The following is a 23107-nucleotide window of genomic DNA, read 5'->3' on the forward strand; positions in this document are numbered from 1 at the left end:
TTTTTCTTTCGTATTTGACACAATAATCGCGAATCACATAACTTTTGTAAATAGTTATCCATCTCGGGTAACAAAGAGGAGGCCACAACATGAAGTTCTCGAGGAAAAGCGCCGCCACAGCCGGTCTGGTCGTCGCGGCCGCCCTCGCGCTGTCGGGTTGCGCCGGCGGCAGCAACGGTGCAGCCGGAGGGGGTGACGCAGGCAAGTCTCTCGTGGTTGACGCCTCGTTCGACCTGAAGACCGCCGACCCCAACCGTCAGTACGAGACCACCGGGTCGATCGTCGCCAAGGCGCTTTACCAGACGCTGCTGACCTTCGAAGGCAACGACGTCACCAAGCCGGTCGACGGCCTGGCCAGCTACACCATGAACCCCGAAAACACCGTGATGACCCTCACCCTGAAGCCCGGAGCCAAGTTCTCCGACGGCTCCCCGGTGACCGTGGACGACGCCGTGTTCTCGCTCACCCGCGTCCAGGGCGTCAAGGGAAACCCCTCGTTCCTGCTCGACGGGATCACCGTTGCCAAGACCGGTGATGACACCCTGACCCTCACCTCGGCCGAGCCCAACCCGGCCCTGCCCTTCATCCTGCCGAACCCCGCCCTGTCCGTGGTGAACAAGAAGGTTGTCGAGGCAAACGGTGGCTCGGACACCGAGAGCGACAAGGCCGAAGCCTTCCTCAACAAGACCTCCGCCGGTTCGGGCCCCTACAAGCTGGAGTCCTTCGACGCCGCCAAGCAGGTTGTGCTGACCGCCAACCCCGAGTACAACGGCCCCAAGCCCGCCTACTCGCGGGTCGTGCTGCGCAACGTGGCCGGTCCGACCCAGAAGCTGAACGTGGAAAAGGGCGAGTCGCAGGTTGCGCTTGACCTGAACCCGGACCAGGTTGCCGAGCTTGCCGGCTCCAAGGTGAAGATCACCTCGGACCCCTCGCGCTACATGATCTTCCTGCTGCTGAACCAGAACAAGGATGTCAGCCAGATCACCAGCAACCCGGACTTCCTGAAGGCCGTCAAGCTGGGCATTGACTACGACAAGATCGTCAAGATGGCCGGCGACGGATCCGTCCGCCCCGGTGGTCCGATCCCCTCGCTGTTTGTGGGCGCGATCGACGCCAAGCAGGGCAACCAGCGCGATGTTGAGGCGGCCAAGGAAGCCCTCAAGGCTTCGGGCTACAACGGCGAGAAGGTCACCCTGAACTTCCCCAACGACATCACCGTGCAGGGCCTCTCGCTGCAGAACGTCGCCGAGGCCGTGCAGGCACAGCTCAAGGATGTCGGCATCGACATCAACCTGGCCCCCGCCCCGGTGGCCACCGAGCTGGACGCCTACCGCAACGGCACCGAGACCGTGGGTCTCTGGTACTGGGGTCCGGACTTCCCGGACGCCTCGAACTACCTGGTGTTCTCGCCCGGTGAGCTCGTCGGTCTGCGCGCCGGCTGGCCTGCGGGTGCCGACCCCAAGGTGACCGAGCTGGCAAACGCCGCCAAGGCCGCCACCGGTGATGCCCGTGCCGCCGCCTACGAGGCCTGGCAGAAGGAGCTCAACGCGAGCGGACCGTTTGTGCCGCTGCTGCAGCCGGCTCAGAGCATCGTCACCGCCCCGAGCATCACCTCGGTGACCACCAACCCGGTCTGGACCGTGGACCTTGCCCTCATCAAGTAACACTGCCGCCGTCCAGACTCAGACGGCTGACCGTAGCGCACGGAGGGGCATTCCCCCCTTCGTGCGCTACGTCGCAATACGGCTCGGGCTGAGTGTCCTGCTGATGTTCGGGGTGACCGTGGTCACCTTTATCCTCACCAACCTGGTGCCCGCCGACCCGGTGCAGGCAGCCCTGGGTGAGCAGGCGGCCGCCGATCCCTCGATCGTGGCCAAGTTCCGTGCGGATAACGGCCTCGACCAGCCGCTCGTGGTGCAGTACTTCACCTACCTGAACAACGTGCTGCATGGAAACTTCGGTGTGTCCACGCAGACCCGGATGCCGGTGGCCGATGAGCTCGCCTCCGCGGTGCCCGCGACCATCGAACTGGCCCTGGCCGCGATCGTCTTCTCGACCCTGATCGGCATCGGCCTGGGACTGTGGGCTGCGCTCAAGCAGCGCACCATCATCGACCAGATCATCCGCGTGGTGAGCCTGATCGGTCTGTCCTGGCCGACCTTCTGGCTGGCCCTCGTGGTCTACTACGTCTTCTTCTTTGTGCTCGGGATCTTCCCCGGTTCCGGACGTCTGGATCCGGTGTCCATCGCCCCGCCGCAGGCGACCGGTTTGTACACCGTGGACGCGCTAATCGCCGGGCAGTGGGGCACCTTCTGGGATGCCGTGTATCACCTGGTGCTGCCCGCCTCGGTGCTGGCCCTCTACACGATCGGTCTGCTGACCCGCTTCGCCCGCTCGGCCGTGCTGGAGGTGCTCGACCTGGACTATGTCAAGGCTGCCACCGCCAAGGGACTCCCGCGTCGCACCGTGGTCTTTGGCTACGTGCTGCGCGGCGCGCTGGTTCCGATCATCACGGTCCTGGGCCTCGCGTTTGGAGCGCTGCTCTCCGGCACCGTCCTGGTGGAGAAGGTGTACTCCTGGCATGGCCTGGGTGAGTATTCGTTTGCCGCGGCGACCAAGCTGGACCTGCCCGCCATCATGGGTGTCGGTCTGATTGTGGGCTTTGTCTACATCGGGCTGAACTTCCTGGTGGATGTTTTGTACGGGGTCATTGACCCGAGAGTGAGGGTCGCATGAGCGCCGACATCCTGACCCAGCGCGCCAAGCGGCGCCGCTGGCTGAAGATTGCCCCGGCGTTCCGCACGCCGCTGGCGATCACCGGCATCACGATCGCCGCCCTGTGGGTACTGATCGCGATCTTCGCGCCGATCCTCGCCCCGTTCGACCCGCTCGCCCAGGACTTTGACCGGCTGATGCCGCCCGGTGGCGAACACCTGTTTGGTACCGACGCCGTGGGCCGCGATGTCCTCAGCCGCGTGATCAGCGGTGCACGCATCTCGATGCCGCTCGCCCTGGCCCTCGTGGTCGCCTCGATGGTGGTTGGTGGCACCCTGGGTGCCATCGCCGGCTACTTCGGACGTGCGGTGGATGAGATCATCATGCGGATCGCCGACCTGGTCTTCGCCTTCCCGACCATCATCCTGGCGATGGTGATTACCGCGGCCCTCGGCCCGAGCCTCACCAACGCGGTGATCGCGATGCTGATCGTCTCCTGGCCGGCCTATGCCCGAGTGACCCGCTCCCTGGTGATCTCCGCGCGGCGTCAGGAGTACGTGGTTGCCGGTCGCCTGCTGGGTAACAGCCCGTTCACCACGCTGCGCCGCGACATCCTGCCCAATGTCCTCTCGCCGGTCTTTGTGCTGGCGATGCTGGATGTGGGCACCGCGATCCTGCTGCTCGCGGGCCTGAGCTTCCTGGGCCTCGGTGCCACCCCGCCGCTGCCCGACTGGGGTGCGATGGTCTCCGACGGTGTGCAGCAGTTCTCCTCCTGGTGGATTGCCGCCTTCCCGGGACTCGCGATCTTCACCGTGGTGATGGCGTTCAACTTTATTGGGGACTCGCTGCGCGACTCCCTCGACCCGCGTGCACAGGATGCGGTGCAGGGGAGGGCAATGTGAGCCAGCTAGACAATCAGTACGACGGCGCTCGTCACGCGAACGCCTCGGATGGCCTGACCATCCGGGACCTGACCATTCGGATTGGCGAGAAGGAGATCCTGCACGGGATCAACCTCGACCTGATCCCCGGACAGATCACCGGCCTGGCCGGCGAGTCCGGTTCGGGCAAGTCGATCACGGGTTTGGCCATGCTGCGGCTGCTGCCGAAGAACGCCAAGACCGGCGGCGCGATCACCTTCGAGGGACGCGATCTGCTCACCATCCCCGAGCGGGACATGGGCAAGATCCGCGGCCAGCATGTGGGTATGGTCTTCCAGGACCCGACCGCCTCGCTGCACCCGATGCTCACCATCGAGCGTCAGCTGACCGACCACCTGCGCGCCCACACCGGCGTCTCCAAGAAGGAGGCACGGGAGCGGGCACTGGACGTGCTGCGCAAGGTGAAGGTGCCGCTGCCCGAAACTGCTCTGAAGAAGTACCCGCACCAGTTCTCCGGTGGGCAGCTTCAGCGCATCGCGATCGCCGTGGCGATCATCTGCGAACCGCGCATCCTGATCGCCGATGAGCCCACCACCGCCCTGGACGTGACCGTGCAGGCGGGCGTGCTGCGTCTGCTGCGTCAGCTGTGTGATGAGCTGGGCCTCGCGGTCCTGCTGATCACCCATGATCTCGGTGTGATGAGCAGCCTGGCCGACCGCATCGCGGTGCTGCGTCGGGGCGAAATCGTGGAGGAGGGGACCCGGTACAACGTGCTGCGGAACCCCCAGCACGAGTACACCAAGGCGCTGATCGACGCGCTGCCGAGCCACGAGGGTGCCGGTGCGGATCTGGCGTCCGCGACCGATGCCGCTGCCGCTGCCGAGGCAGTGAACGTTGAGGGTGCCGGAGCGGATCTGGCGTCCGCGACCGATGCCGAGGCTGCCACCGAAACCTCGACCGAGAAGGAGGCCAGCAATGACTGAGTCGCTGCTGAGCGTGGACGATCTGCGGGTGCAGTACAAGCTGCCCGGCAAGGGAACCCTGACCGCCGTGGACGGTGTGAACTTCGAACTCGCCCCTAAGCAGGTGCTGGGACTCGTGGGTGAATCGGGTTGCGGAAAGTCGACCCTGGCCCGTGCGGTGTGCGGGCTGGAACCGATCCACTCGGGATCGATCCATTTCAAGGGCGCCCCGATTCGCACCCTCGGGATGCGGACGCGTCCGGCCGAGCTGCTGCGGATCCAGATGGTCTTCCAGAACCCGTACGCCTCGCTCAACCCGCGGCGCACGGTGGGGAGCCAGATTGCCGACGGACTGCGCATCCACCCGCAGCGGGACAGCTGGACCGTCGCCGGTCTGTTGGAAGAGGTCGAGCTGCCCGCCGAGGTGGCCAACCGCTTCCCGCACCAGTTCTCCGGAGGACAGCGTCAGCGCATCGCGATCGCCCGCGCGATCGCCTCGGGTCCGGACCTGCTGATCGGTGACGAGCCGATCGCCTCGCTGGATGCCAGCCTGCAGGCGAAGGTTGCGCAGCTGATGCGTCGCCTGGCTCTGGAATCCGGCGCGTCGATGCTGTTCATCAGCCACGACCTCGCGGTGGTGCGCACCATCGCCGATGAGGTCGCGGTGATGAGCAAGGGTCAGATTGTTGAGCACGGTCCCGTGGAGCAGGTGTGGCGTTCCCCGCGCGACCCCTACACCCAGCGGCTGCTCGCCGCGATCCCCGCCGTGGACGGCCTCGGCACCCTGCCGGGTCTGCCCGAGGACTAGGGTCCGACCGAATAACCTCCGAGGGTGCTCCGCAGACGCGGGGCACCCTCGCAGTGTATGAGCGGGTTAGGATGACGGGGTACCGCGGTCGCGCTCTGCGACCAGTGCGAGAGGAGGCGGGGATCCTGACTCGGCAAAAACCAGAACCCGCAGGCCCGTTTCTTCGACGGTTAGACCCCTCGGACGCCTCCGCCGTCCTGTCCGCTTTTGCCGCGGACCCCGAGATGCAGCGCCAGGGTGCGGTAACCTCGCTCGCGGATGCCCAGCTCTATATCGCGAACCTGCTCGATCCGGCGCACTCCTCGGTTCCCTGGGCGATCGTGGTGGACGGGGTCGTTCATGGGCTGGTCTGTGTGCGTATTGACGCCGACAATCGCAGCGGCTGGGTGTCGTATTGGATGCATCCGCTCGCGCGCGGCGGTCATCGGATGAGAAGAGCCGTCACAACCGTCGCCAATTGGGCACTCTACGAGGGTGGTCTGGAACGGCTGGAACTTGGGCACCGGGTCAACAACCCGGCTTCCGGTACCGTCGCGCTGGCCGCCGGATTTGTGCGCGAGGGCACTGAGAGGGAGAAATTCCTCATCCGCGGCGAGCGGATCGACGTGGCCACATACGGTCGACTACGCACGGATCCGTGGCCGCAACACGAACCATTCGAGATGCGCTGAGCCGAGCTCAGAGCGATCGTGTCACCTGTGGGCCCGATGGACCCACCGGCGCAGTGAACCGGTAGAGTCGTGCTGGCCGATGCCGCCCGCCGGTCTGCACCTGCTCGGTCGCACGGACCAGGCCGCTGGTCTCAACCTGGCGTCGGAAGTTGGCCGGATCGATGCGCTTATCCAGCACAGCCTCATACACTTCGCGCAGTGCCGAGAGCGTGAAGAGTTCACCGACGAAGGCATGGCCAAGGTTCGAGTACTCCAGTTTGCCGCGGAGTCGACCAAGCGCGTACTCAACAATTTCCGCGTGGTCGAAGGCGAGCTCGGGCAGATCATCGGCGGGGAACCAGCGCACGTTTTCGGTCACCACCGCCTCGGCCGCCTCCTCCTCGCGCACCAGCGCCCAGTAAATAATGGACACCACGCGGTTGCCGGGGGAGCGTCCCACGTTACCGAACGCGTACAGCTGTTCCAGATAGCTGGGGGAGAGCCCGGTGGTCTCATTGAGGGTGAAGGCTGCGGATTCGGAGAGCTCCTGTGCGGGTTCCAGCGGGCCGCCCGGCAGGGCCCACTTGCCCTGCTGGGGCTCGCGGATCCGGCGTACCAGCGGAAGCCACACCGTGCGCCGACCGGAATCGTCCCCGGGACGCAGCGCAAAGATGACCGTGGACACGGCGAGTTCGATCGGTGCGGACGTGATCATGGTGGCCTCCGGACGTTTTGAGTGGTTCACCTCAGCTTAGTGTCATAGTGACACTAAGCAGTGCATAACACTCGGTGTTGCCGGTCAGGAGGTGGAAACAGTGAGAAGCGCGAGGGTCACGATGGTGACCGGACCGAGCGCGAGAAGCACACACGTGAGCACCCGGCGAGTCGCCCGATGCGGGATGACCGAGCGGCGACACCAGCATCCGTCCGCCGGGGACGGGGATCAGCAGCGTCGCGGCAAGCAGCGCCATCGCGACTCCATATGTGAGTGTCCATCCGCGAAGACCGTCGAGGTTGCCACCGGTGAATTCGTATAGCGGTTCCAGGCCCTTGGTCCACGTGACGATCGCGAGAACAGCAAAAACGTAGAGAGCCCCGGCCAGCAGTCGCGAGATGATCTCGAGTGGATCGAGGACGATAACCGGCGGCCGTTTCGCGGGCAATTCTTCGGCCACTAGAACCCCCGAGACACGGCGAGGAGCAGCGTGATTGTCTGGAGAACCAGCGGGAGCGCCACCATCGAAACGGCGAGTGCTTTCCGGGTCCGCGCGTGACGTGTGGCGCGCTGAACAAACATGATGACCGGAACCGCGATCATCACCAGTGCGGGCGTGAACAGGGCGAGTTCCGACGGCCAGTTATGGACGATCATGGGGCTCGTTTCGTCCCCGACGGGATCCGTGGGCGGCGTGCTCGTCAACACCACCATGACCAGAACAAACGCCAGATTGATCATTATCTGAGGAAGCCCCGCCACCCAGTGGATGAGCGCCTTGCCCGGTGAAATCGGGATCAGCAGGGCCAGCGCCATCACCGTGGTGATTGCCGTGCTTGTCAAAAACTCGGGGATGAGCGCAACGAGCGGGGCGGCATGAACGTTAAAGTGGACCGTCCACACCAGCACAAACGGGGCCAGCACGGCATAGCAGATGCTCAGGAGAATGCGCGCGACGAGACCAATCCGTTCGCGCATGACTCGCCTACTACTCAACGTCTGGTGTGGCTCTATCGAAGCGTGTGCCGAAAACATCTACGGGTGAACCCAACGCTGGGCAGACGTGCCAAGGAGCGCGAGGGTGATCATCGCGGCCGGCCCCAGCGACACCATCGTGATTGCCAATACCCTGCGCGTGATCTTTTCGCGGATAAACACCCGGATGAATCCAAGACCACAGATGACGATAACAATCACAAAGCGGGACTGCACCAGTATTTGGCCCCACCATTCCGCGGTGAGCGAGGGAGGGGCCGGGACGTTGTAGGGTTCCGATCTCGCCCCGTCTGCCAGGGCCGCCATGAGGAGGATGCCGAGCGCCGCCGCCACCATAACCGCGACCATCGCGGCGGGATGGATAAAACTCTTGCCGCGCGGATAATTCACAAGAAGCGCGGCGCCAAGCGCCGCGAACACCAGGGCATGGTAGGCGACCCAGCTGGGCAACGTGGATCGGTCCCCGCTTGCCAGCTGCCCAGAGGTAACGACGTACTCCGCGCCCAGCAGCGTATACGCCACCAGTACGAAAAACGCGGCACCCGCGAGTAAGCGAGCAAGGAGGTGTCCCCAACTGAATTTCACATCTAGGCTCGTCATCGTCCTCTTTACGATATCGCAGGTCAAAGTTTCAGCCGAAGCCGGAATGTAAAGAGTGGCCTCTCTAATTCAAACAGCCTTGTACATTTGGCTCAGGAACTCGACTACCAAGTCAGGCCACCTAGTTCAAGCAGCCGTTTTGCTGAGGCCAGGGTGAATTTAGTCAGTTCTTCATTGGTTGGTTCTGGCGCGTCGCCGAGAAATTGATAACGTGTAAGCCCAGCCATCGGCCATTCGATACCGACAAATATAGTGATGATTGATCTCTGGAGGTTGTACTTGGGGCTTATTCCGAAACGGCCGTAGAGAAACTGAGCTACTCGTGAAGTTGGTGTTTGGTATTGCGAATAAATCTCCCTCAAAGCACGATCTAGCGGCACATTTGAATTCAGCTGAGAGCCAAGGAGCCAACCGTCTGCATCGCCATAAACGTCGCCCAGTCCAAAACCTGTGCTTTCAACTTTGCCGAGGTTTGCTTCAACCCACGCCTCGATCGAGACACCGATAGGGCGTTTCGTGCAGGCAACCCATAGCTGGACTAGGTCGAGGCCCCAACCGCCGAGGTCTGAGGCCTGGAGTCGATCTTGATTTGCTGCATCTCCGAAGATAAATACCCCACGCGCAGTGGCCGCCATATGAGCTAGGTCATCCACGGAACCGTAAGCGCTATTTGCAGCTTCCAGCTCCGGGATGGTCTTCGAACGGAAGTTGTCCAAAACTTGCGGTGTATATGAAATTCGAGGATGTAGGACGTTTGGAACGTCTACGCCGATAGGTGCAAAGATGTTCCAGATCGTGTTGTTGTATTTCTGCCTCAATAGCCAGTCTAAGACTAGCCCTGATGCGTTCATGGGTAGATCGGCATTAGGAAACGACTCATTAGGCCCAGGCTGCGATATATACAGTTCGTTCTCCGCAATGACTAGCGCTCTCGTTAGCGTCCATGTCACTGGTTCATACACATAAGTCACTCCGGGGAGGGCATCGTAGTCAACGACCGGTCTGTATACAACGCTTCCTCCGCCTCCGGGAATTGGTTGACGAAGCGGCACCCGTTCTACATCTGCTCGGATGGCAGGACGAGCTCGTTTTGAAACCACGTTTCGATCTATGTTGTTCTCAGGATTTGTCGAATTGCTCTGACCGTGGATTTCTTGAATCTGGTTGTACATCCATTCGGCAGGCATTTTAAAGCCAAGGTTACCGCTATAGCCGATCGACATTCCGCTCACCCAGACGCCGGTCGCCAGGCTTGCGGAATGTACGATGGAGGCAACATTGCGGGTACCGTAGACACCCACTTGATATGACACGGAATTCGAGACTTTTAGTCCCTTTTTGACACCCCTAAAGTAGTTCAAAACTATACTTGAAGCTTCCGCCCCTGTTGCGTCATAGTCCACCGCAAAAAAGATGATGACGTTTTCGCGAATACCCAATTGTCTGGATCGGATAGCGGCCTCACGTCCGTGGTCATAGCCGATAGCTTCGGTGAAGAACGAGGCAGCGTTATTGTAGTTTTGAAAAACAGGCAACAATCGCATACCGTTGTTGAGGATTGCGTCCAGTTCCCCTGCCTTGAGATTCTTTTCATCGACAGTGAGATATCTCCCCGCAACCGTATATCCCTTGTTCACAAGCTGGAGTACCCGATCCTTGGTGAGCCGATCGGTAGTATCCATACCAGCAACTGAGCGGTTTGCATCTCCTGTGCTCACCAGGAGCGCAGCCCATGTTCCGAAATCTGCCTTTGAAGAGACATCGATTTCCATGAAGGTCTGAAAGGAGGTGACTTGGGAGCGTGTCGTTGCATCAAAGGTTCCGGAAACCGGGGTTGCATACCCATTGCACGATAGCGCAAGCTGAAATAAAGAGACGAAGTTCTTGAGCCCATCACTATCACCGAATTTCAACTGCGCGTTAGTTTTGATGCCTGCAATTGTGCCAGGCCCAAAGTTTCCGGTCGCGACGCCATCAGCCATTCCTAGCTCGTACTGAAGTGCATACATAAGCCCCTGTTGCATTTGTCGCGTAAAAAGACCGTCGCAGGGCACGATGTAGAAGTCCTTACGAAACGAATACCTGCGGTTGAGAGTCTGTTGCCCTGCGCGGATTGCATCGGATCCACCCCTGAGGAGGACGTATGCATCCATCGTGAGTAGCGATTTCATCAACTTCGCATTGACGCCTACTGGGTCTGCGGTTAACCCCAAATCGCTGCGAATCATAGCGACTGACGCAGCAACCTGTGTGTTCCATCCGTCGCCAACCTTTCCTCCGGTATACCCCTTACACCACAGTGCACACTGAAGAATTGCAACAATTTTTTTATTGCTTGTTTTATCGTTGATCATGCCGATCGAATTTACGAATGCGGCTTCCGTTCCTGGACCAAACGTATTGCTTGGGCCAGCTACTCCCAGCTCAATTTGGAGAGCTCGGATAAGAGAGAACATCGTTGGCCAGCCTGTGTTCCCGTCTGTGGGGGAATCGATATATCCTGATCTCCCTCTGTAGGTGGCATTGAGATACTCTTGTGAGGCTTGAACGAGGGGATCTGGCATCGTATGAAGTTCTTTCTTAATCCTGAAGCGTGACGGACTCGTGTCCGGTGATTCGTTGCATTGCGATTGCGGCGGGCGGGCCGGCAAACGAGACGGAAGCTCGAGTTCGATCTGCGCTTGAAGCTGCAGCTTTGGTGAGTTCACCCGTGAAAGACACGACAACCGATGCGCCGCTTGGAACGGCTGCCTGGAGGGTTGTGGCCAAGACCTGAAGTTCTGCCCGGCGTGCGCTGTTTGTTGCAGACGGTGCTTCGGTGACGGTGAGATCGTTGGGAGCCACGGCATCCACGCTTGCATCATTGATCACCTTGCGGTCAGTTGACAACGCGATGATCGAACCAACCGGAATTGGTCCGGGGCCCACACTTGTGACTTGAACAAGACGGGGAATCGCCGCCTCAGCGTCGTGAGAGGTCTCCGACGGAGGTTCCCAGAAAGCAGAAAGCTCAGCACCCCAGGCCAGGCCCGAAGCTGCGGCGTCGCTAGCTTTTGCGGTCATCGAGAATGAATCGGCCGGGTTTACACAGGTCACGTCAAGGGTCGTGGGGACAACTGCATCGATCCCATCGGATGGATAGAGTGCTCTGGCCCGGAGTGGGAGCATGACGGATGCGCTGCCTGCATTCCCGTCTGCGGCAAAGTCCGATGGCCAGGTGAACGCTATCTGTCCGTCCCCGCTCATTTCTGCGGCCACTATCGTGATGGAATCGCCGTGGGCAAGGATGACGTTCGAGCCGCTGACAAGTGCGAGCCGTGGGTCCCAACTCAGTGTGATGCGAGCGTCCGAAAGCTTGGCAAACTGTTGGGTTACGGACATGGAGCTGGGCACGATCCACTGCGACGTTTGCGTGAACGCAGTGTTGAAATGGGTTATCTCATTTCCAGCGAGGGAAACGGCCGAAGAAAGCGGCCCAGAAACTGTAGCCGAACTTGAGAGAGCCGGTGACAGCAGCGTTTGTGTTGTCGTCATCGCCAGGGTGAAGGCTCCGGCTACAAGCAAGAAGTTTCGACGGGAAACCGAGGCTTCGGGCTTTGGTGCTTCAATCCGTTCGTTCGTCTCAAACGACGCCATCGTATCTCCATCTCGTATGCCAACGAGGAGCGTATAGATGACAAAGCATCGCTCTATTCCCCCGTGCACTGCCCCCCACATGCGGCGATGCGGGTTCAGTATATTCACACACTGCAAGCAACACGCAAGAGCAAAATCTGTGATAGATATGCCCACTTTGTTATAAATACTTGTGTGATTTATAAACGAGTCGGACGATGTTTTGCATCGCGTTTGACGCGGTGGGGTTTTCCGTTATGCTCACCTCATAGCTGGTCGGGTGTGGCATCACGGAGGATGCGCGCGGACAGAAAATCCGAGGGGGGAATTTACTAACGACGTTTTGCGAGCATTGCAATTGGGGTGCCGCTGACCGCTGGTTTGGGCGGAATTACCGCTGCCCCGGCTAACGCGATACCGGATTGTCCCTGCGGGAGAGAACGGGTGAACTTTCTTGATGTAAGTGCCGCTGCGTTCAATTGCACCTCGTCTCCTGTCCGAATCAAGATGAAGATTTGGAACGAGGAGAACAGTACCTGGTTCTGGGATACCAGTCGCACTTTGGGTTCTGCTCAGCAGTGCGGAGGGATGACTGTCACTACTCCCTTCAAATACAAGTACATCGAGTTTGGTTACTGCTGACAAGAAAGTTCAGGAGGTGCACCGTCGACAGGGGGCGGCAGTGTAGATCGGGTGGGCGGACGATCTGTATCAATTATTGAGTGAAGTGGATTGGGATGATGAAAAAGAAACTGATTGGGTTGGCCCTAGGGCTGCTTCTGGCTGGAGGTTTGGGGAGCGCAACGGCTCCGCCGGCGTCTGCCGTACCGGAGGGCCCGTGCGTGACGGTGGGCGTGTTTTGGAACGTCAATGGGAGCAGCTATCTACAGAATTGCACCGCGCGTTCGATCAACATCAAGATGAAGATCCATAACTACAATTCGGGATTGTGGTTCTGGGACCAATGCCGGACGTTGGCCCCAGGCCAGCGCTTTGGCGGCATGATTGTGCCTCCCACTCTGACATACAGGGGTTGGGCATACTGCTAAGTAGCAATGTTTGAACGTTTCCGGAGTGCCCGGGATGCAGCGCATCCCGGGCACTTTCCTTTTAATTCTCGGTGTAGTTCAGGTGGAACAGTTCCAGGGCGAGGAGGAGGAATAGCGGTGTGGTGAGAAGGAGAACGCTCGTCAGTATCGTGCGGGTGCGGGGTGAGCGCGAGGCGTTGCGCCAGATTGCGATGATCGGCTGCCAGATGAACATGACTACGGCAGCGTAGTACTGGAGGAGCAAGTACCAGTAGGTGGGAAACATGCCGGGTGAAATCTCGTGTGGACCGACCGGGCTTGATGAGGAGAAGAACATCAGCAGGAGCAGGAAGACGGAGGTGGCGATGACGAGTTGCACCGATAGTGCCACGTTCCCGATCAGAGGGGTGCCTGCGGGGGTGGGGACTAGCAGGAGCAGGGCGATCGCGGTGAACACGATGACGTTGATCACGGTGCTGTCGAGTTTTGGCCCGAGTGGTCCGGCCATGCCGTCGCTGGGGAAAACCAGTCGCCACAGGCTGAAAAGGCCCCAGATATAGAGGACGCCCGCGACGCCACGAATCCAGCGATCGGCTCGCGGAGTCCGAAAGGTCGTGAGTGTCAACTTGGGGGCCATCATGGGTGCCATTCGATAGGGGGCGAAGCCGCTGAACGTTCGCCCGGGCTGCGTGTTATGGCTGAGTGTGGAGTATGGATCCGCCGGTTAGGCGAACGTACTCAGGAAGAATACTGTCAGTGTGCCCAGGGCAACCGGAGGCACGCAGAATCCGATCACGGAGAGCACCATTGTGGGCCTTGATCCTCGCACCAGTCGTGCGGCGAGGAGGACCAGAGCCTGCACCGAGGTGACGACCGGCACAGTCAGCGAGAAAAGGTTCTCAAACCAGTGCGGTGAGAATGATGGTGAGGGCAGTGCGGACGGCTCGTCGGACAGCACAAGGATGAGCAGACCCGCGAGGAGCGAAAATACGAGACTCCCGGCTGCCACCACCCCCAGTGCGATGGTGGGAGCGAGCGCACGCTTCGCGGTGCGAAATGCCCAGGCATAAATCCCGAGCAGGGTGAGCGCAACCAGGAAGTAAACGGTCCAGCCCCACACGAGTCCCGGATCATCGGCGAGGAAACGTTTCATCGGTAGGAGGTTGTACCCCTCCACGGTCAGCGCCGGCACACCCAGCACACACAGTGCCGCGGTGACGATCTGCACCGTAGTCCGCGATGTCAGCGGCACGGACGGCGCGGAGGGAACGGGGGAGCCCACTACTTGGTCACGCCGAAGACGCCCGGCCACCAGGCCAGTGCGAGCGGGAAGCCGACAAACGAGATGATGTCGATCAGGGTGTGCGCGAGCACAAGTGGCATGACCCGGCCCCAGCGGCGGTAGCACCAGCCGAAGACCACACCCATGACCACGTTGCCAAAGAAGGGGCCGATGCCCTGGTAGAGATGGTAGCTGCCACGCAGCAGGGCGCTGGCGATAATGATCTTCCAGGTACCCCAGCCGAGCTGGTCCAGCCTCTTATAGAGGTAGCCGATGACGATGACCTCTTCGAGTAGGCCCGCCTTGAGCGCGGCGAGGATCAGCATCGGGATTGTCCACCAGTACTGATCCTGCGGGGCCGCCTGGACTGCCACCGTAATCCCCAGCAGGCGACCGATTGCGTAGAGTCCGATGCCGGGAATGCCGATCACCGCCACCAGGAACAGGGCCCGGCCTGCATCCCTCCCGATCAGAGAGGGACGGATGTCCAGACCCAGTTCACTAAAGGGGTTGGTACGCGGCCGCCACAGAAGATAGAGGACCAGGGCCACCGGCGCGAGTCCCAGCGCAAAGCCCAGGAACTGATTGGCAAAATCGAGCCACTCCCGAGTGCTGGTCGCCTGGTTGAGGCCGGTGCTCTGGCTCCCCAGCGGTTTTTCGGCGGTTAGGCTGGCGATCAGGCTCAGGATCGAGTAGAGGGCCGACGCGCCGAGCGAGAGTGCCAGGACGATGCCGATCTCGACCCAGAGGCGTCCCCGATCCACCGGGTTAAGCAATGAACCATCACCCGCGGTCGTTCTACTCGCCGAAACATTTCCCCCAGGTTTGGGGTCTTGCGAGTTCAGAGGCATAGGGGTTCCACATCACGTTCGGAATGTTCTACGAGAGGGCATTCCAGGGCTATTGAAGGAAATTTGGCACGGTTATTCGTAATCTAGGCGAAATATGTTTCCGGTAAATAACATTTTCGCGCATGGTTTTGCTATCAGCATGATTCACCGCATAGTGTCGAGGTATCCAATAGACCGTTCGGTCTCTCAGGAACCCGAATCGGTCTCTCATCCATTTGCACAGGAGAAACATTGCTTTCCACCAAAACGCGCTTTAAGCGCTTTGCAGTCGCTGGTGCGATTGCTGGTGCCGTGGCACTCACTCTGGCTGGCTGCACCACCGCTAGCCCGAATGACGACTCGTCCACCGGTAACAAGTCCGGCGGTACCATCACGATCGCAACCACCAACGCTTTCACCTCCTTCAACGGCGACACCCCGCAGTCGAACCTCGACACCAACGGTATGGTCGGTTACCTGACCGGTACCAGCGGCGGCCTTGGTCTGGGAAGCTTCATGACCCTGGATGACAAGTACAACGTTGTGCCGGAGACCGACATCGGAACCTTTGAAAAGGTTTCGGACGAGCCCCTCACCGTGAAGTACACCCTGAAGAAGGACCTCAAGTGGTCCGACGGTCAGCCCATCACCGCCGATGACATGCTCTTCACCTGGGCATCCTCCTCGGGCTACTACGATGATGCCACCACCAACGACGCCGGTGAGGTGACCTCCGGTACCCGTTACTTCGACCTGGCCGGTAGCACCGCCGGTCTCGACGAGACCGCGTTCCCGACCATCAGCGACGACAACCTGTCGCTGACCCTGACCTACAGCAAGCCCTTCGTGGACTGGAACCTGGTCAACATGCTGGGCAAGCCGGCACACGTCATCGCAGAGAAGGCTGGCGTTTCGCTGGCCGACTTCGTGAAGACCCTGAAGGACACCCCGAAGGGTAACCCGGCAGCTCCGGCCGCCGTCAACCCGACCCTCGAGGCAGCCGCGAAGTTCTGGAACACCGGTTACGACGTGACCTCGATGCCGACCGACAAGTCGCTCCTGGTTTCCTCCGGTCCGTTCATCGTCTCGGACTTCACCGCCGAGTCCTCGATCACCCTGAAGAAGAACCCGGAGTACAAGGGCAAGAACGTGCCCGCGTACGACGAGCTGATCATCCGTTTCATCGGTGACACCAACGCTCAGGTTTCCGCTCTGCAGAACGGTGAGGTCAACGCGATCTACCCGCAGACCTCCGCCGACACCGTGACCGCCCTTGAGAAGGCTAACGCCAAGATCGAGCGTGGCGACCAGCTGGCCTACGACCACCTGGACCTGAACTTCAAGTCCGACGTGTTCAAGGACAAGAACGTGCGCGAGGCCTTCCTGAAGACCATCCCGCGTCAGCAGATCCTCGACTCGATCATCACCCCGGTGAACAACAAGGCCGAGGTTCTGAACTCGCAGATCTACGTTCCGCAGAACGCAGAGTACAAGGACGCCACCAAGGTTAACGGCTACGACGCCTTCGGCAAGCCCGACATCGAGGGTGCCAAGGCACTCCTGAACGGTGCAACCCCGACCGTGCGTATCCTCTACTCCTCGGTCAACCCGAACCGTGTTGACACCTTCAAGGCAATCCAGGCTTCGGCCAAGGAAGCCGGATTCAACGTCGTTGACGGTGGATCGAAGGACTGGGGCAAGGAGCTCAGCGGCGGAAACTACGACGCTTCGATCTTCGGTTGGGTCTCCCCGGGTGCCGGTAACTCCGCCCTGGCTCAGATCTTCGCCTCCAACGGTGGTGGTAACTACAACGGTTACAACAACGCCGATGTAGACAAGCTGGTTGCCGACGCCCAGACTGCTCTGGACCCGAAGGCTCTGGAAGACATCAAGATCAAGATCGACACCGCTACCGCTACCGACGCTTACGGCCTGCCGCTGTTCCAGCTGCCGGGTGTGTTCGCCACGAACGGTACCATCTCCGGTATCAAGTACTTCGGTGGACAGACCGGTCTGGTGTGGAACGCCCAGGATTGGAAGATCACCAAGTAGCCCTGTGACCTGTCGGAAACAAACGATAGGTATACTGTTACAACTAGAGTGAACTGTGTGGGGCGTCGCGGAAAATCCGTGGCGCCCCACACTGTGGGGTTACGGCCCGGAACACTACCGTGTTTCCGGGCCGCTACTCCACCGGACCCGAAGCCCGGCCGGGCAGAAAGCAACCGGGTCGTTCGATCCAATCGATCGAACGGTCTCCGAGGTAGACCACATGGCGAGTTATATCCTTCGACGGATTTTTGTATCCATCCTGATTCTGATCGCTGCCTCCTTCATCATGTATATCCTGACGGCAGGCTCGGGAGATCCGCTTCAGGATCTTCGAGGAAGTAGCGCGCCGAACAAGGAACAGCTGATTCAGGCACGAATCGCAGCACTTAACCTGAACGATCCGGTGCCCGTGCGCTGGCTGATGTGGCTCGGCGGCGCTGCCGGCTGTGTTGTCCCGTTCGCGAACCTCTGCAACCTGGGTGTGAATCTCTCCAACGCCCCGGTGACCACGCTTCTCCCCGACGCAATGTTCTCCACCATCCAGATGGTGACCCTGGCCTTCGTTCTGGCCCTGGTTGTGGGAATCGTCGTCGGTATCGTGACCGCCCTGCGTCAGCACAGTGGTTTCGACCTGTCGATCACCTTCCTGAGCTTCTTCCTCTTCTCGCTGCCGTCCTTCCTGGTGGCCGTGCTGCTCAAGGAATTCATCGCGATCGGCTACAACAACTTCCTCAGTAATGATCCGAGATTGAGCGTCGTGCTCATCGTGATCATCTCAGTGGTTTCGGCCGCCATCTGGCAGGTCCTGGTCGGGGGCAATGCCGCCCGCCGACTCAAGGTCTTTGTCATCTCGGGCCTCGCCACCGCTGCCGTACTCACCTACATGTCCCTGACCGACTGGTTCCTGCACCCGGGCCTCGGTCCGGTGGGACTGTTCGTTCTGATCGCCGGAACCGCCGTAGGTGTGACCGCGATCGTTTCGGGTCTGGCTAACCGTCGGGCGCTGATCGCCGCCGGTGTGACCGGTGCGATCGTCTACATCTCCTACTTCTTCCTGCAGGGGCTGTTCAACATCTCCAGCGCCGCGACCCTCGTCATCATCTTCCTGGTGATGATCGTGGTCGGTCTGATCATCGGTTTCTTCACCGGTGGACCCGACAAGGGTCAGGCGATGCGTGCGGCCGCGATCACCGCGGGTCTGGGATTCCTGTTTGTGATCCTGGATCGCTTCATGGCCGCATGGCCCGCCTACATGAACAACCCGCGCATCAACGGACGCCCGATCGCGACCGTGGGCGCAAACACTCCGGGTCTGACCGGCGATGTCTGGATCACCGGTCTGGACAGCTTCACCCACCTGCTGCTGCCGACCATCTCGCTGCTGCTGATCTCGTTCGCCGGATACACCCGGTACGCACGCGCCGGCCTGCTTGAGGTCTTCAACCAGGACTACATCCGCACCGCACGCGCCAAGGGTCTGCCCGAGCGCACCGTGGTGGTGCGTCACGCGTTCCGTAACATGCTGATCCCGATCGCAACGCTCGTAGCCGCCGACATCGGTGCGCTGCTGGGTGGTGCGATTATCACCGAGCAGGTGTTTGCCATCTCGGGTATGGGACGCCTCTTCTCCACCTCGCTTGCGCGGGTGGACGTGAACCCCGTCATGGGCTACTTCGTGGTCATCGCAATCATGGCGATCGCATTCAACTTCATCGCGGATCTTGCCTACGCCGCGCTCGACCCGCGTGTTCGGGTGCGCTAATGGCCAGGGTAATGATTCAGATTCGTACGAAGAACACACAGAGTAAGGCCAGCCGATGACTCAGACTACTAATTCTCCCGAAGGAGCCCCCGCCGCAGCGGTTGCTCCCGCCGAGGTCAAGGGCAAGAGCCAGGGACAGCTGATCTTCAGCCGCTTCCTGGAAAACCGCATCTCCGTTGTCTCGATCTTCCTCCTGCTGGCCCTGATCATCTTCGCGTTCACCTCGGTGGGCTTCGGTCCGATCCCCGGCTGGTGGAAGCACAACTACCGCGACCTCAACGACCTGGTCAACGGTGGAGCAGCAACCCTGTCGGTTGTACCCAAGTGGCTCGGCGGCTCCGGTATCCAGTTCGGTGACCACCCGTTTGGTCAGAGCCGAATCGGTGTGGACTACTTCGCCATGACCATGCGTGGCATCCAGAACTCTGTTGTGGTCATGCTGGTTATCGGTGGTGTGGGAACCGTTGTGGGTACCGTGGTTGGTGCCATCGCCGGGTACTACCGCGGCTGGGTTGACGCCGTCCTGATGCGCATCACCGACATCTTCATCGTGATCCCCGCGATCGTGATCGGTGCGGTTGTGGGTAGCACCGCAAACAACGCCGGAAGCTCGCTGGGTGTGTGGATCCTCGCCATCCTGCTGGGTCTGGTGTCCTGGATGGGTATCGCCCGTCTGGTACGCGCCGAGTTCCTCTCGCTGCGTGAGCGCGAGTTTGTGGAGGCCGCTCGGGTGGCCGGTGCAAGCGATGCCCGCATCATCTTCCGCCACATTCTGCCCAACGCCGTAGGTGTGGTGATCGTGTCGGCCACCCTGCTGGCCGCCTCGGCCATCCTCCTGGAGACCGGCCTCAGCTACCTCGGCTTCGGTATCAAGTCGCCGGACGTGTCGCTGGGTCTGCTGATCTCCGACAACCAGAGTGCATTCGCCACCCGCCCGTGGCTGTACTGGTGGCCCGGTGCCTTCATCGTGGTGCTGGCCCTGCTGGTCAACTTCATCGGTGATGGACTGCGTGACGCCTTCGACCCGCGTCAGAAGCGCTTCAAGCTGAGCCGGAAGAACCGCGCGGCCGAGTCCAAGTAATGATGATCAGGCCGAACCGGACACCGTTCTGGTCAGAGGGTGAAACCCACGATGACCAGAATGGCACCGCCCACCAGCACAATCAGGTTGGTCAGTCGCCATGCGACGCTAACCCGAGTGCTCCGGGCCTGTCCGGCTTCGATGCGGCCTGCCTCACGCAGTTCGGTCCAGCGGCCGCGCACCAGCGCGGCCGCTCCACCCGAATCGCTGGTGGGCAGGTCGCCCGGCCGGACGGACGAGCCCATGCCCGTCGCACGAAGCTGCGCCCGTTCGCGGCGCAGGGTGCGCTGGGCGGACATCGCTCCGGGGGCCGGTGCCACCCAGACCTCGTACTTGCGATCGGGGACATGCAGCGACAGAGCGAACTTGGTGTCCACGTGAATCAGCGCGGCCCAGGGTATCGTGATGGTGCGGCTCACATTGTGAATAGTGGTTCCCAGATCGTTCACCACGAGTCTGGGCGCCCACAGCACGATGAATACCGCGGCGGCAATGTAGAGCGGCAGCAGCACGGACCCAAGGGTTCGCGAGGTTTCCGGCATCAGGGCCACGATCACCAACAGCGCGGCACACAGCGTCCAGACCAGAATGGCCAGGACGCGATTAAAACGAGAATAGTAAACCTGGGTGCGGAGATCATCGTGCATCTCCCCATCCTCCCAGTACCTGGTGCGCAGCACCAAGATGAGAACACACAGCGCGGCCTTCTGGTCGCGTCGGGAAGGAAGCGCTCGTGAGCGACACACAGAAGCCGCCGGTCTTGGAGATTACCGACCTGAGCGTAGATTTTGGTGTAGATGGGGCCTGGGTTCCCGCCGCCAAGAAGCTGAACTACCACATCGCCCCCGGCGAGGTTGTGGCCGTTGTGGGTGAATCGGGTTCGGGTAAGAGCGCCAGCTCGATGGCGATCCTCGACCTGCTGCCCAAGAACAGCCGCGTCCGAGGCAGCATCAAGCTTGAGGGCGAGGAGATCACCGGTCTCAGCGCCAAGAAGATGCAGTCCATCCGCGGAAGCAAGGTTTCGGCCATCTTCCAGGAGCCGATGACCGCGCTGAACCCGGTGTACACCGTGGGCTTCCAGATCGTGGAGACCATCCGGGTGCACACCAACATGCTGCCCGCGCCCGCCGCCGAGCGTGCGATCGAGCTGCTGAAGATGGTGGAGCTGCCGGACCCGAAGAAGGCGTTCGACTCCTACCCGCACCAGCTCTCCGGTGGTCAGCGTCAGCGCGTGATGATCGCCCAGGCTCTGGCACTGGACCCGACCCTGCTGATCGCCGACGAGCCGACCACGGCTCTGGACGTGACCGTGCAGGCCGAGATCCTGGACCTGATCCGTAACCTCAAGGACCGCCTGAACTCGGCCGTCCTGCTGATCACCCACGACATGGGTGTGGTGGCCGACCTCGCCGACCGCATCGTCGTGATGCGTCAGGGTGAGATCGTCGAGCAGGGAGATGTCCACCAGGTATTCGCCGCTCCCAAGCACCCCTACACCCAGGCCCTGCTGGACGCCGTGCCGCACCTGAGCGTGAGCCCGGCCGTGATCGATCCGGACGCCCCGATTGTGGTGGCACCGCCGGCCGACACCAGCAAGCCCGTGCTGACCCTGGACAAGGTTGTCATCGAGTACGCCTCGCGCGGTAAGCTCGGTGCGTTCCGCGCCGTGGACGAGGTGTCCTTCGAGATTCGTCAGGGCGAGATCCTGGGTCTGGTGGGCGAGTCCGGTTCGGGTAAGTCGACCATCGGCCGCGCCTCGATCGGTCTGCAGCCCATCGCCGGTGGCCACCTCGACGTGGCGGACATCGACCTCAGCCAGCACAGTCGCGCGCTGCTAAAGAAGCTGCGTCGCCAGGTGGGCATCGTGTTCCAGGACCCGTCGTCCTCGCTGAACCCGCGTCTGCCGATCGGTGTGAGCATCGGGGAGCCGATGCTGCTGGCCGGTGTGGCCAAGGGTGCCGAGCTGGACCGTAAGGTCGAGTCGCTGCTGGACAGTGTGAAGCTGCCCCGCAGCTACCGCAACCGTTTCCCGCACGAGCTCTCGGGTGGACAGAAGCAGCGTGTGGGCATCGCCCGCGCCCTGTCGCTGAAGCCCAAGCTGCTGGTTGCCGATGAGCCCACCTCGGCTCTGGACGTGTCGGTGCAGGCCACCGTGCTGGAGCTGCTCAAGGAGCTGCAGGCCGAGATGCAGTTCGCCTGCCTCTTCATCACCCACGACCTGGCCGTGGTTGACATCATGGCCGACCGCATCGCCGTGATGCACCACGGAAAGATTGTGGAGATCGGTTCGCGCGATGAGATCCTGCGCTCCCCGAAGGACCCGTACACCCGTCGCCTGATCGCGGCCATCCCGGTCCCGGACCCCGATGCACAGCGCGCGCGTCGTGCCGAGCGTCGTGCCCTGCTGGACGCCGGAGACACCGCGGCCTAGGTCACAGCGCACACGCTCCGGCTCGAACACCCTCGGTGTTCGGGCCGGAGCGTTTTTGCGTGTCGGTGGGGAGGATGAAGGCTTGTAGACTGGGCGCGTGAAGCGATTCTTTCCCCGGCGTCCGGACAACCTGTTCATCATGCGAGGCCGTGGGGGCGTCGTCGCTTTTTATGCGTTTATCGCGGTGGCGCTCTACCTGCTGGGAGATTCAGCGGTGCGTGGAGCCTGGGACGTGGTCTTCTCGGCTCTGCCGTGGGTGCTGCTGGTGCTCTGGGTGCTCTATGTTGCCGCCTTCCAGCCGTATATCGGCTATTCCGATCGCGCGGTTGTGGTCTACAACGTGTTTAAGCGATATGAGTTTCCGTGGTCGGCGGTGCGCACCATCACCGATCATCAGCAGTTTGTTTTCACGCTGAAGACCGGCGCACCGATCAAGGCATGGGGCGGCCCGAATGCGAAGCGTCCGCGTGGATCTCAGGCGGCGTCCGGCACCGGTGCGGCCGCCCGCACTCCGCTCGAGCATCTGACCCATGTTTGGCATGAGGGGCGGGTGCGATCCCAGGGCGATTCCGCGCTGGTTACCTGGAATATCCCGGCGATCGCGGTTGGCGTTGTTCTCATCCTCTGGAGTGTCCTCAGCCTGATCTAGGGCTGCCACAGCCCGGGCATCGGCCCGCAACAGTATCACGCGGGTGTGGC

21 protein-coding genes are annotated in these 23107 nt (G+C 61.2%); 11 read left to right on the top strand and 10 right to left on the bottom strand.

The window, feature by feature from the left end; all coding sequences use genetic code 11:
* Positions 1–89 precede the first annotated feature (89 nt).
* The 6 genes from M2390_RS03160 to M2390_RS03185 all read left to right on the top strand — a co-directional run bounded on the left by M2390_RS03160 (position 90) and on the right by M2390_RS03185 (position 6037).
* On the top strand, positions 90–1664 hold the full coding sequence (locus M2390_RS03160) for an ABC transporter substrate-binding protein (protein ID WP_259177006.1): 1575 nt from the start codon (positions 90–92) through the stop codon (positions 1662–1664).
* A gap of 61 nt (positions 1665–1725) precedes the next feature.
* Positions 1726–2736 carry an ABC transporter permease gene (locus tag M2390_RS03165; protein WP_259177008.1) on the top strand — a complete coding sequence of 337 codons (1011 nt, stop codon included), beginning with the start codon at positions 1726–1728 and terminating at the stop codon, positions 2734–2736.
* Positions 2733–3617: an ABC transporter permease gene (locus tag M2390_RS03170; protein WP_121687094.1), complete on the top strand. Its 885-nt coding sequence runs from the start codon at positions 2733–2735 to the stop codon at positions 3615–3617. Before M2390_RS03165 ends, M2390_RS03170 begins: the two co-directional genes overlap by 4 nt.
* Positions 3614–4579 (top strand): ABC transporter ATP-binding protein, encoded by a 966-nt coding sequence (locus M2390_RS03175; RefSeq protein ID WP_259177010.1) that lies wholly within the window; start codon positions 3614–3616, stop codon positions 4577–4579. The genes M2390_RS03170 and M2390_RS03175 overlap by 4 nt, the downstream gene beginning before the upstream one ends.
* The gene (locus M2390_RS03180) at positions 4572–5366 is read left to right on the top strand and encodes an ABC transporter ATP-binding protein (protein ID WP_259177011.1); all 795 of its coding nucleotides are present in this window, start codon (positions 4572–4574) and stop codon (positions 5364–5366) included. Before M2390_RS03175 ends, M2390_RS03180 begins: the two co-directional genes overlap by 8 nt.
* Positions 5367–5470: 104 nt before the next feature.
* A complete protein-coding gene (locus M2390_RS03185) occupies positions 5471–6037 on the top strand; it encodes a GNAT family N-acetyltransferase (protein ID WP_396822540.1) in 567 nt (188 codons plus the stop codon).
* 7 nt (positions 6038–6044) lie between these two features.
* On the opposite strand, the gene M2390_RS03190 is transcribed toward M2390_RS03185, so the two are convergent.
* The 9 genes from M2390_RS03190 to M2390_RS03230 form a co-directional block, all read right to left on the bottom strand.
* Positions 6045–6731: an NUDIX hydrolase gene (locus tag M2390_RS03190; RefSeq protein ID WP_259177013.1), complete on the bottom strand. Its 687-nt coding sequence runs from the start codon at positions 6729–6731 to the stop codon at positions 6045–6047.
* A gap of 31 nt (positions 6732–6762) precedes the next feature.
* A complete protein-coding gene (locus tag M2390_RS03195; RefSeq protein ID WP_259177015.1) occupies positions 6763–7191 on the bottom strand; it encodes a hypothetical protein in 429 nt (142 codons plus the stop codon).
* Positions 7191–7709, bottom strand: a complete 519-nt coding sequence (locus M2390_RS03200) for a hypothetical protein (protein ID WP_259177017.1) — start codon at positions 7707–7709, stop codon at positions 7191–7193. The genes M2390_RS03195 and M2390_RS03200 overlap by 1 nt, the downstream gene beginning before the upstream one ends.
* 57 nt (positions 7710–7766) lie before the next feature.
* Positions 7767–8327: a hypothetical protein gene (locus M2390_RS03205; RefSeq protein WP_259177018.1), complete on the bottom strand. Its 561-nt coding sequence runs from the start codon at positions 8325–8327 to the stop codon at positions 7767–7769.
* 104 nt (positions 8328–8431) lie between these two features.
* Positions 8432–10783: a glycoside hydrolase domain-containing protein gene (locus M2390_RS03210; RefSeq protein WP_259177019.1), complete on the bottom strand. Its 2352-nt coding sequence runs from the start codon at positions 10781–10783 to the stop codon at positions 8432–8434.
* Between the two features lie 124 nt (positions 10784–10907).
* Positions 10908–11963, bottom strand: a complete 1056-nt coding sequence (locus M2390_RS03215; RefSeq protein ID WP_259177020.1) for a hypothetical protein — start codon at positions 11961–11963, stop codon at positions 10908–10910.
* A gap of 1089 nt (positions 11964–13052) precedes the next feature.
* On the bottom strand, positions 13053–13610 hold the full coding sequence (locus M2390_RS03220) for a hypothetical protein (protein ID WP_259177021.1): 558 nt from the start codon (positions 13608–13610) through the stop codon (positions 13053–13055).
* 84 nt (positions 13611–13694) lie between these two features.
* Positions 13695–14198, bottom strand: a complete 504-nt coding sequence (locus tag M2390_RS03225; RefSeq protein ID WP_259177022.1) for a hypothetical protein — start codon at positions 14196–14198, stop codon at positions 13695–13697.
* 53 nt (positions 14199–14251) lie between these two features.
* On the bottom strand, positions 14252–15016 hold the full coding sequence (locus tag M2390_RS03230; protein ID WP_259177023.1) for a CPBP family intramembrane glutamic endopeptidase: 765 nt from the start codon (positions 15014–15016) through the stop codon (positions 14252–14254).
* Between the two features lie 378 nt (positions 15017–15394).
* Here M2390_RS03230 and M2390_RS03235 point away from each other — a divergent pair, with 378 nt between their 5' ends.
* The 3 genes from M2390_RS03235 (at position 15395) to M2390_RS03245 (ending at position 19977) form a co-directional block, all read left to right on the top strand.
* Positions 15395–17134: an ABC transporter family substrate-binding protein gene (locus M2390_RS03235; protein ID WP_245991799.1), complete on the top strand. Its 1740-nt coding sequence runs from the start codon at positions 15395–15397 to the stop codon at positions 17132–17134.
* A gap of 220 nt (positions 17135–17354) precedes the next feature.
* A complete protein-coding gene (locus M2390_RS03240) occupies positions 17355–18896 on the top strand; it encodes an ABC transporter permease (RefSeq protein WP_259177024.1) in 1542 nt (513 codons plus the stop codon).
* A 55-nt stretch (positions 18897–18951) separates the two neighbouring features.
* Positions 18952–19977 (top strand): ABC transporter permease, encoded by a 1026-nt coding sequence (locus M2390_RS03245; protein ID WP_121687081.1) that lies wholly within the window; start codon positions 18952–18954, stop codon positions 19975–19977.
* A 32-nt stretch (positions 19978–20009) separates the two neighbouring features.
* Here M2390_RS03245 and M2390_RS03250 read toward each other — a convergent pair whose 3' ends face one another.
* Positions 20010–20624, bottom strand: a complete 615-nt coding sequence (locus tag M2390_RS03250) for a PH domain-containing protein (protein ID WP_259177025.1) — start codon at positions 20622–20624, stop codon at positions 20010–20012.
* A gap of 86 nt (positions 20625–20710) precedes the next feature.
* Here M2390_RS03250 and M2390_RS03255 point away from each other — a divergent pair, with 86 nt between their 5' ends.
* Together M2390_RS03255 and M2390_RS03260 are read left to right on the top strand one after the other, a co-directional pair.
* A complete protein-coding gene (locus tag M2390_RS03255) occupies positions 20711–22408 on the top strand; it encodes an ABC transporter ATP-binding protein (protein ID WP_121687079.1) in 1698 nt (565 codons plus the stop codon).
* A 97-nt stretch (positions 22409–22505) separates the two neighbouring features.
* Complete coding sequence (locus M2390_RS03260; protein WP_121687078.1) at positions 22506–23057, top strand: hypothetical protein; 552 nt, start codon at positions 22506–22508, stop codon at positions 23055–23057.
* Positions 23058–23107 lie beyond the last annotated feature (50 nt).

The sequence above is a fragment of the Mycetocola sp. BIGb0189 genome (assembly GCF_024810155.1).
Taxonomy (GTDB): domain Bacteria; phylum Actinomycetota; class Actinomycetes; order Actinomycetales; family Microbacteriaceae; genus Mycetocola; species Mycetocola lacteus.

Excerpts from the sequence above, each read along its gene's own strand:
- M2390_RS03190 (WP_259177013.1), bottom strand. The coding sequence starts at position 6,731 with ATGATCACGTCCGCACCGATCGAACTCGCCGTGTCCACGGTCATCTTT.
- M2390_RS03170 (WP_121687094.1), top strand. The coding sequence starts at position 2,733 with ATGAGCGCCGACATCCTGACCCAGCGCGCCAAGCGGCGCCGCTGGCTG.
- M2390_RS03220 (WP_259177021.1), bottom strand. The coding sequence starts at position 13,610 with ATGATGGCCCCCAAGTTGACACTCACGACCTTTCGGACTCCGCGAGCC.
- M2390_RS03205 (WP_259177018.1), bottom strand. The coding sequence starts at position 8,327 with ATGACGAGCCTAGATGTGAAATTCAGTTGGGGACACCTCCTTGCTCGC.
- M2390_RS03160 (WP_259177006.1), top strand. The coding sequence starts at position 90 with ATGAAGTTCTCGAGGAAAAGCGCCGCCACAGCCGGTCTGGTCGTCGCG.
- M2390_RS03250 (WP_259177025.1), bottom strand. The coding sequence starts at position 20,624 with ATGCACGATGATCTCCGCACCCAGGTTTACTATTCTCGTTTTAATCGC.
- M2390_RS03210 (WP_259177019.1), bottom strand. The coding sequence starts at position 10,783 with ATGTTCTCTCTTATCCGAGCTCTCCAAATTGAGCTGGGAGTAGCTGGC.
- M2390_RS03180 (WP_259177011.1), top strand. The coding sequence starts at position 4,572 with ATGACTGAGTCGCTGCTGAGCGTGGACGATCTGCGGGTGCAGTACAAG.
- M2390_RS03240 (WP_259177024.1), top strand. The coding sequence starts at position 17,355 with ATGGCGAGTTATATCCTTCGACGGATTTTTGTATCCATCCTGATTCTG.
- M2390_RS03200 (WP_259177017.1), bottom strand. The coding sequence starts at position 7,709 with ATGCGCGAACGGATTGGTCTCGTCGCGCGCATTCTCCTGAGCATCTGC.
- M2390_RS03245 (WP_121687081.1), top strand. The coding sequence starts at position 18,952 with ATGACTCAGACTACTAATTCTCCCGAAGGAGCCCCCGCCGCAGCGGTT.
- M2390_RS03215 (WP_259177020.1), bottom strand. The coding sequence starts at position 11,963 with ATGGCGTCGTTTGAGACGAACGAACGGATTGAAGCACCAAAGCCCGAA.